Below are 7,957 nucleotides of genomic sequence, written 5' to 3'. Positions count from 1 at the left end.
AGGGCTACCGGCTGGTGTCGCCGCTGCAATTGCTGGACGAGGCCGCCATCCGCGCCGACCTGAACCCGCCCGCCGCCGCCTTGCTCGCCAAGCTCGAACTGCACGACCAACTCGATTCCACCAACACCTATTTGATGCAAGCCGCCCCCGCCGGCGCGGTCGCGGGCACGGTGTGCCTCGCCGAAACCCAGACCGCCGGGCGCGGGCGGATAGGCCGGGAATGGCTGTCGCCGTTCGGGTCGAATATCTACCTGTCGCTGTTGTGGCGCTTCGAAGGCCCGTCGCGGGTGGCGGGGCTGAGCTTGGCGGTGGGCGTGGCCGTCGTCCGGGCGCTGGCCGGGCTGGGCTTCGGTGAGGCCGGGCTGAAGTGGCCGAACGATGTGCTGTGGGGCGAGAGCAAGCTGGGCGGCATCCTGCTGGAAGTGGCGGGGGAGGCCCATGGCTCCTGCGTGGTGGTCATCGGCGTGGGCTTGAACCGCCATATGCCGCCGAGGCTGGGCCGCGCCATCGACCAGCCGTGGGCCGATCTCGCCGGTGTTTCGGGCGCGTCCGCCCCGCCGCGCAATCGTTTGGTCGCCGCCTTGTTGAACGAGCTGCTGCCCCTGGTGGCCGATTACGAGGGCTATGGCTTGGCGCCCTGGCTGCCCGAGTGGCGGCGCTTGCATCGCTTCCAAGGCCGGGACGCCGTGGTGCATGTCGGCGAGGCGCGGATCAAGGGCCGCATCGCCGATGTGAGCGACGAAGGCTTGCTGGTGCTGGAATGCGAGGACGGCAGCCTGCGGCGGTTCGCGTCGGGCGATGTGCGGCTGCGGGTGGCGGGGGACGGATGATGCCGGAAAACGCAGCGGAGAGCGGGCGTCCCGCCCGTTATGGTCGCGGACAAGATGCCCGCGCTTCCTCGTTGGTGCTGGTGGACATCGGCAATTCGCGGCTGAAATGGGGCCGGGCGGAGCAAGGCCGGATCGTGGCGGGCGGGGCGTTCGCGACGGACGAGGCGGCGCCGGCGCGGCTGGATTCCGAATGGTCGGCCTTGCCCGCGCCGGACGCGGTGCAGGTGTCCAACGTGGCCGGGGCGGTCATCGCCGAGAAGCTGGAGGATTGGATGGCCCGGCGGTGGCGGGTGCCGGTCCAGTTCGCCCGGAGCGAGGCCCAGGCCTGCGGCGTCAGCAATGGCTACGAGCGGCCCGAACAATTGGGCGTGGACCGCTGGGTGGCGCTCATCGCCGCCCGTCATCATTGCCCGCTGCCGGTCTGTGTGGTCGATGCGGGAACGGCGTTGACGGTGGATGTGCTGGACGGCGAGGGGCGGCATCTGGGCGGACTCATCGCGCCGGGTCCGGCCCTGATGAAACGGGCGCTGCGGCTGGAAACGCGGGGCGTCCAAGCGGTGGATGGCGGCGCAAGCGGCTGGTTGGGGCGGAACACCGCCGATGGCGTGGCGGGTGGCGTTCTCCGGGCGGCTGCCGGACTGATTGAGAACACTCAGCGGGAAGCCTCCGAGCGTCTGGGTCATGCGCCCAGCTTGATACTATGTGGCGGTGCCGGGGAAGCCATCGGTCGATTATTGGCGATACCTTACCGGCTCGATCCCGATCTGGTCCTACGCGGATTGCTCATCCTGGCGGATAAAGGTTCATGAAATATCTTTTATATTTCCTCGTTTTAGCGAATCTGGTGTTTTTTGCCTGGGAGATCGGCTTCCGGCAAGACAAGAACACCGAGAGTTCGTATCAAGAATTGGTGATACCCAGCGGCGTGGAGCGCATCGCCTTGACCAGCGAATTGGGCAAAGCGCCCGACGCCGACGAAGTGCCCGAAGGCGAGGTGGTTGATCCAGGCATGGCCGGGGAGGACATTCCCGCGCCGGAATCGAAACCCAAGCCGCCGCCCAAGCCCACCGATTGCTACCAAATCGGCCCGGCCCAAACCCGTGCGGAGGCTGACAACTTGTTGGACCTGCTGAAAAGCCAGACGCCGGACGCCAATATCGTCACCCTGTCGGGGGACGTGCCGGAGGGTTGGTGGATACTGTATCCGAAGGCCATCAACCTGGATGTGGCGCGGGAGAACCGCCGGGCGTTGGCGGGAAAGGGCGTGGTGGATGCCTGGCTATTCGAGAAGGGCCCGCTGCAAGGGGCGCTTTCCCTGGGGCTTTACAAAACCAAGGAGGAAGCCGAGTCGGCCCGGAAGCCCTTCATGGACAAGAATATCGTGACGGAAATCGCGCCGCGCCTAGTGCGGGGGCAGGTGTTCTGGCTGAAAATCCCTTGGCATCGGCCCGCCCTGGAATTGGAGGAAATCGTCCAGGTGCTCAATTCCCAGGATTCAAGCCTGCACATCCCCGCGCCGATGGTCTGCGATTGATTCCCTTTGGATTCGCGGCTGGCGCGCTATGGTGGCGCGGCGTTTTTTTCTCCCGCTGGAAAGGGGACCAGAGAGGCATAGCGCGATTGCCCTGTTTTGGATTCGGCCACCCCATGCCAAAACTAATACGATCAGGTAAACTGCGTTCGCTCTCATCCCCGCTAAAAACAGCCACTTAAAATTCTAAGTAATTCTATTGGCTATAAAGGCATCGGGGGATTGGCCGTTTACTTTCAGGCTTGCTTTAGAATTCTTGGCGCAGGGTCAGGATTGGGGCATAAGCAGGCCAACATTCCCATCATCCCGACAATGACCGCGCATTGAGGCCGTTACGTGAGCCATAATTCCAATAGCACAGGCTTTTTTTCTTTTCTTTTAGGGTTATTCAAACGAAAACCGGAACCATCCTACGAGGAATTGCTTGAAAAAAAGAAACGGCTGAAAAAGACCGTCCTATATTGGCAGTATCCTAGTGGAAGGTTTGTGCCGCCCCATAAACGCCATCGACTCATGGCTGATTTACGGGCGCTGGATAGGATTATTCATGAACATCCAGGCAACCCAGCGCTGCAAGCCGAGGATCAAGGCGTGCTAGAGGAATTAAAGGTTTCCTCTGATTCAGGTTCCGATTGAATATCGGGCAAAACTCGAAAGCGCCCGCATATCATGTGTCTGGGTGCCAAGTAATGCGCGGATAACATCCCTTCAAGGGATGTTATCCGCTCCAAAGCGACTAATCGTTTTCGACTTAACCCGCCACCGTCGCCGCCGAATCATTCGCCTGATTCCGTCGATCCGCATACCGCAACGCGGTGAATAGAAAAAACTGGCAGCCGAAAATCAGGTTCGCCAGCAGCAGATGAACCGGCTGCACGAAGGCCGGGAATCCCAATCTATCCAAACTCACGCCGGTCAGCACGGCGCACACCACCAGGACGCCCAGCGCGTAGGCGAAGCCCCGCAGCAAATGGCCCGGTGCTAGCGAACGGATGAGCTTCCACGCCAGCCACAGGTTGGTGAACAGGATGATGGACGAGAACGTGCGGTGGATATAGAAAATGATGGGGAAATGCTCCCGCCAGATGCTTCGCTCCAATACCACGTCCGCGTTGGTAATGCCGTCCACCGCTTCCCGAATCTGGGTGCCCATGGCGATTTGCAGCAAGGTCATTCCCATCGCCACCATTAACACCGTGCGCAGTTTGGGCGGCAAGGCATCGGTGCCGATGCGTTGGAGAATATCCCGCTGCGAACGGCTGATGGTATATATCAGCATAATGACAATTAAAAACGCCGCCACCATGTGGATGGTAATCATCACCGGGCGTAAATCACTGGCCACCACCCTCGATCCTAGCCATGCCTGGAACCCCACCAAGAGGAATATTCCCACGGATAAATGGAATATTGCCGGGTCTATTTTCCGGTAGGGAATGGAGCGGATCAGGGTCGTCAATATCAAGATGCCGATGGTCACGCCCACTAGCCGATTGACGTATTCGGTCCAGGTTTTGATCGGATTGAACGTGGTATCGCCATAGCCGATATATTTCTCGTGATAATCCGGCGGCAACTGGGATTCCTCGGTGGGGGGAATCAAGCGCCCAAAGCAGGTGGGCCAGTCGGGGCAGCCCATTCCGGCCCCGGAGGCGCGGACGATGCCGCCCACCATAATCAGGAAATACACGGCGGCAATAGTAATTAACCCGATGCGGCGGAACCGCGTGGAAATGTCGGAGTCGGTCATAGGTTTTAGCACTGATTAGAATTGTCGGAAGGAATCTAGTTTCTATCGTTCCACGATTCTGGAGTCCGAACTTTAGTTTTGACATTTTTCAAATCGCTTACGCGATTGTCCAAATTAAAGTTCGGACTCCAGTTGTATAGGATGGGTTTTGGTTATTCAAGAGGTTCGAGTTTCCCGGTAATAGCTGGTGCCCCAAACATAAACATACAAAACCCCGCTCACCACGGTGGTGAGCGTCACCAGCCCGACCAACAGGGTAATCACGCCCTCGGGGATGGGGCTGAGTCCGTGCCGGACCAGCACGGCGAATACTAGAACAAGCTGGAAAAAGGTGTTCAGTTTGCTGACGAGCAGGGGTTGGCCCTCGAAGGGGCGCAGCAGGAAGTAATAGGCCACCGCGCCGCCGAATATCACCACATCCCGCAACACCACCAGGGCCGACAGCCAGACGGGCAACAGCCCCAGCCACGCCAGGGCGACATAGCAGGAAATCAGCAGCAGCTTGTCGGCCAGCGGGTCCAGGTAGGAGCCGAGCCGCGATTGCCAGTGGAAATACTTGGCGAGGAAGCCGTCCACGGCATCCGAGACCCCGGCCACCACGAACAGCCCCAGCGCCCAGTCGAACTGGCCTTGCAGAAGCAGACTGATGACCGGATACACCAGCAGTATCCGTCCCGCCGAGATGATATTGGGTATGTGCCGCGCTTTCATTTCACCATCCGATAGGTCAACCCGGAAAATCCGTGTGAATCGCCAGTATCGGGCCGGAGCAAGGTGCCCAGAGCCAGGGTTTGCTCCAACATTTCCCGTCCGCCCCGCACGCTCACCCGGAACGAGGCGTCATCGGCGCCCGCCGCTTGCCATTCGACCTTGGTGACGGGCGACAACTTGTTGAGATAAGCCGTGACCCGGTTGGCGTCGTCCAGGGAGGCGATGCCGACCACCCGGAGCGCCTGCGTGCTGACTGCCAGCGTGCGAGGAATCGAGCGGGACGCCAGCCGCGTGTAAAGCTCTGTGACGCCCGCACCGATGGCTTCCCCCGTGTCCTTGGACTTGCCTTGCCAGCGATCCTCCTTCGATCCTTGATACAAGCGCCAGTCCGCCTCCACGCCGCCGCCGGGCTTGGACACCAGCCGCCCGGCCAGAATGACCGGCGCTTCATAGCGAACTGAGGCCATCCGGATGCGCTCGGCGTTGCCCGTCGCGATGTCGCCCGTGTTCAGGGCTTGCTCGTCGGTCAAATCGCCCAGCGGCACCGTCACGGACAAGCCATATTCGGCGGCGCGTTCGCTGAGCAGGCGATCCAGCTCGGGACTCTGTTCCTGGCTAAAAATGCGGGGTGGCTGACTATCTTCGATGGCAATCCAAGCCAAAATGTCCGGGCGTTCCGCGCCCCATACACCGATGCCCCGTTTGCCCAGCAGTTGGGCGAGACGGGCGGCGTCGAAATCCACCCGCAGAATGGGCCGACCTTCGCGGGTTTCGCCGGGGTACTCGAACTGAAGCACCACGGACTCGGGCTTTGCCAACAAGGATTTGACGGTGCCGGAGGCGAGGTCTTCCGGGCGGACCACCCGCTTTAACACCTGATTCAATCCCCGCCGGAAGGCGTCGGCCCGGGTCGGCTCGTCCTTGTTTTGGACAGGCAGGTCGGCGCGGTACAGGCCAGCCGTCGCCATGGCCAAGGCACTGTCCCCGAACAGCGGCAACGCGAGGCAGACGAGGATTTTGAAGCAGGCCAAGACGCGCCGGGCGGCGGGCCGGTCTGCATGAAATGAAGACCTCATGGCGGTAAACCAAGTTCTTCCGGCAGGGTGGTGGGGAGGAATGTAAAATAGCATAGCTTTCACGGCGGCGCGTTGCCGCCGGTTTTTGTTTGAACGGCCGCAGGAGTGCAAGATTCATCTTGCAGGGGGGCATGAAGAGCAAGATAAATCTTGCACTCCGGCATGACTTGAACCGTTCTAATAATTCACCACTCACCCCGGAGACCCCCCGTTTGAGCCATCCCACTTCCCTAGACTACAAGAGCGCCGGCGTCGATATTGAAGCTGGCAACGCGCTGGTGGAGCGCATCAAGCCCGTGGCGGCGAAGACCCGCATTCCCGGCGTTTTGGCCGGATTGGGCGGGTTTGGTTCCCTGTTCGAATTGCCGGTGGACCGCTACCGCCGCCCGGTCCTGGTGGCGGGCACCGATGGCGTGGGCACCAAGCTCAAGCTCGCCATCGACACAGGGAGGCACGGCGGCGTCGGCATCGACCTGGTGGCGATGTGCGTCAACGACATCGTGGTGCAGGGCGCGGAACCGTTGTTCTTCCTGGACTATTACGCCACCGGCAAGCTGGATGTGGCGGTCGCCGCGTCGGTCATCGAGGGCGTCGGCCAGGGCTGCGAACAGGCTGGCTGCGCCCTGGTGGGTGGCGAGACCGCCGAAATGCCCGGCATGTACGGCGCCGGCGATTATGACCTGGCGGGCTTCTGCGTGGGCGTGGTGGAGAAGGACGAAATCCTCGACGGCACCCGCGTCCGGCCCGGCGACAAGCTGCTGGGGTTGGCGAGTTCCGGTCCCCATTCCAACGGCTATTCCCTGATCCGCAAAATTCTTGAGCGGGCCGACGATCCCGCCGCCGACCTGGAAGGCCGTCCGCTGATCGACTGGCTCATGGCCCCCACCCGCATTTACGTCAAATCGCTGCTGGCCTTGATGAAAACCGTCCCGGTCCACGCCTTCGCCCACATCACCGGCGGCGGCATCACCGAGAATTTGCCCCGCGTGTTGCCGGAAGGCGCGGCGGCGCACATCGACCTGGGCGCGTGGCCGCGTCCCCCCATTTTCCGCTGGCTGCAAGCGCAAGGCGGCGTGGCCGATGCGGAAATGCTGCGCACCTTCAACTGCGGCGTCGGCATGATTGTCGCCGTGGCCCCGGAGGACGAAGCCGCCGCCGTCGAATCGCTGCGGGCGTCCGGCGAGACCGTGTTCCCCATTGGCGAAATCGTGGCGGGGGAGGGCGGTCCCGGCGTGAATTATTCCAATGCGTTCTAACCCGCAGGACGAGGCCACCATGGAATTAAGCGTCGTCGTGCCGGTGCATAACGAAACCGAGAATCTCCGCCCCTTGATCGAAGAAATCGCCGCCGCCTTGGGCGAGTCTCTCGATTACGAAATCGTCTATGTGGACGACGGCAGCACCGACGGCACCCTGGCGGCGCTCACCGCGCTGCGGGCCGAGTTTCCCCGGCTGCGGGTGCTGCGCCATGTCCGTTGCTGCGGGCAAAGCACCGCGCTCCGCACCGGCATACAGGCGGCGCGGGGCGTCGTCATCGCCACCCTGGACGGCGACGGCCAGAACAATCCGGCGGACATTCCGGCCTTGCTGGCCGCATGGCGTGGACTGAGTGCCGACGGCACCGCCGCGATGGTGGCGGGCTACCGCCGCCAGCGCAAGGACACCGGCTGGCGGCGGTTCTCGTCGAAGGTCGCCAACGGCGTGCGCGGCGGATTGTTGAAGGACCACACCCCGGACACCGGCTGCGGGCTGAAGGTCTTCTCGCGGGCGCTGTTCCTGGCCTTGCCTTATTTCGACCACATGCACCGCTTCCTCCCGGCGCTCGCGCAACGGGCGGGCGGCAGGATCATCTCCTTTGAGGTGGATCACCGGCCCCGCACCCGTGGCGTATCCAAGTACGGCACTTGGCGCCGGCTGTGGGTGGGCATTTGGGATTTGCTCGGCGTGATGTGGCTGCAACGCCGCGCCCAGGTGCCAGAGGTCGAGGAAGTCGGCGCGGAGGCGATGGCGTGGGAGTGGGCTTCAGCCCGCGACAACCGGGCCTGATCGTGGGCTGAAG

9 protein-coding genes are annotated in these 7,957 nt (G+C 62.3%); 6 read left to right on the top strand and 3 right to left on the bottom strand.

From position 1 onward, the window contains the following. The 4 genes from ACXWUF_RS14735 to ACXWUF_RS14720 form a co-directional block, all read left to right on the top strand. A partial coding sequence (locus ACXWUF_RS14735) for a biotin--[acetyl-CoA-carboxylase] ligase (RefSeq protein ID WP_458495407.1) occupies positions 1 to 830 on the top strand: 830 nt, incomplete at its 5' end. After that, positions 827 to 1,639 (top strand): type III pantothenate kinase, encoded by an 813-nt coding sequence (locus tag ACXWUF_RS14730; protein WP_458495406.1) that lies wholly within the window; start codon positions 827 to 829, stop codon positions 1,637 to 1,639. The genes ACXWUF_RS14735 and ACXWUF_RS14730, both read left to right, overlap by 4 nt. Then, a complete protein-coding gene (locus ACXWUF_RS14725; protein WP_458495405.1) occupies positions 1,636 to 2,364 on the top strand; it encodes a hypothetical protein in 729 nt (242 codons plus the stop codon). Before ACXWUF_RS14730 ends, ACXWUF_RS14725 begins: the two co-directional genes overlap by 4 nt. Positions 2,365 to 2,697: 333 nt before the next feature. Beyond that, positions 2,698 to 2,997 (top strand): hypothetical protein, encoded by a 300-nt coding sequence (locus ACXWUF_RS14720; protein WP_458495404.1) that lies wholly within the window; start codon positions 2,698 to 2,700, stop codon positions 2,995 to 2,997. Between the two features lie 115 nt (positions 2,998 to 3,112). Here ACXWUF_RS14720 and ACXWUF_RS14715 read toward each other — a convergent pair whose 3' ends face one another. The 3 genes from ACXWUF_RS14715 to ACXWUF_RS14705 form a co-directional block, all read right to left on the bottom strand. Then, positions 3,113 to 4,111, bottom strand: a complete 999-nt coding sequence (locus ACXWUF_RS14715; RefSeq protein ID WP_458495403.1) for a COX15/CtaA family protein — start codon at positions 4,109 to 4,111, stop codon at positions 3,113 to 3,115. Positions 4,112 to 4,267: 156 nt separating this feature from the next. Next, on the bottom strand, positions 4,268 to 4,822 hold the full coding sequence (locus tag ACXWUF_RS14710; RefSeq protein ID WP_458495402.1) for a CDP-alcohol phosphatidyltransferase family protein: 555 nt from the start codon (positions 4,820 to 4,822) through the stop codon (positions 4,268 to 4,270). Then, positions 4,819 to 5,898 carry a DUF2066 domain-containing protein gene (locus tag ACXWUF_RS14705; RefSeq protein WP_458495401.1) on the bottom strand — a complete coding sequence of 360 codons (1,080 nt, stop codon included), beginning with the start codon at positions 5,896 to 5,898 and terminating at the stop codon, positions 4,819 to 4,821. Before ACXWUF_RS14705 ends, ACXWUF_RS14710 begins: the two co-directional genes overlap by 4 nt. Before the next feature lie 212 nt (positions 5,899 to 6,110). On the opposite strand from ACXWUF_RS14705, the gene purM reads away from it, so the two are divergent. Together purM and ACXWUF_RS14695 are read left to right on the top strand one after the other, a co-directional pair. After that, positions 6,111 to 7,154, top strand: a complete 1,044-nt coding sequence (gene purM / locus ACXWUF_RS14700) for a phosphoribosylformylglycinamidine cyclo-ligase (RefSeq protein WP_458495400.1) — start codon at positions 6,111 to 6,113, stop codon at positions 7,152 to 7,154. Beyond that, positions 7,144 to 7,944, top strand: coding sequence for a glycosyltransferase family 2 protein (locus ACXWUF_RS14695; protein WP_458495399.1), 801 nt, complete (start codon positions 7,144 to 7,146; stop codon positions 7,942 to 7,944). Before purM ends, ACXWUF_RS14695 begins: the two co-directional genes overlap by 11 nt. The last annotated feature ends 13 nt before the right edge of the window (positions 7,945 to 7,957 follow it).

Source organism: Methylomagnum sp. (assembly GCF_054333355.1).
The sequence above is the reverse complement of the archived record's forward strand: the minus strand, read 5'-3'. Positions and strand labels throughout refer to the sequence as shown.

What these genes read in the sequence shown, in the direction of transcription:
- ACXWUF_RS14730 (WP_458495406.1), top strand. Translation starts at nt 827, where the DNA reads ATGATGCCGGAAAACGCAGCGGAGAGCGGGCGTCCCGCCCGTTATGGT.
- ACXWUF_RS14725 (WP_458495405.1), top strand. Translation starts at nt 1,636, where the DNA reads ATGAAATATCTTTTATATTTCCTCGTTTTAGCGAATCTGGTGTTTTTT.
- ACXWUF_RS14715 (WP_458495403.1), bottom strand. Translation starts at nt 4,111, where the DNA reads ATGACCGACTCCGACATTTCCACGCGGTTCCGCCGCATCGGGTTAATT.
- ACXWUF_RS14710 (WP_458495402.1), bottom strand. Translation starts at nt 4,822, where the DNA reads ATGAAAGCGCGGCACATACCCAATATCATCTCGGCGGGACGGATACTG.
- ACXWUF_RS14705 (WP_458495401.1), bottom strand. Translation starts at nt 5,898, where the DNA reads ATGAGGTCTTCATTTCATGCAGACCGGCCCGCCGCCCGGCGCGTCTTG.
- ACXWUF_RS14695 (WP_458495399.1), top strand. Translation starts at nt 7,144, where the DNA reads ATGCGTTCTAACCCGCAGGACGAGGCCACCATGGAATTAAGCGTCGTC.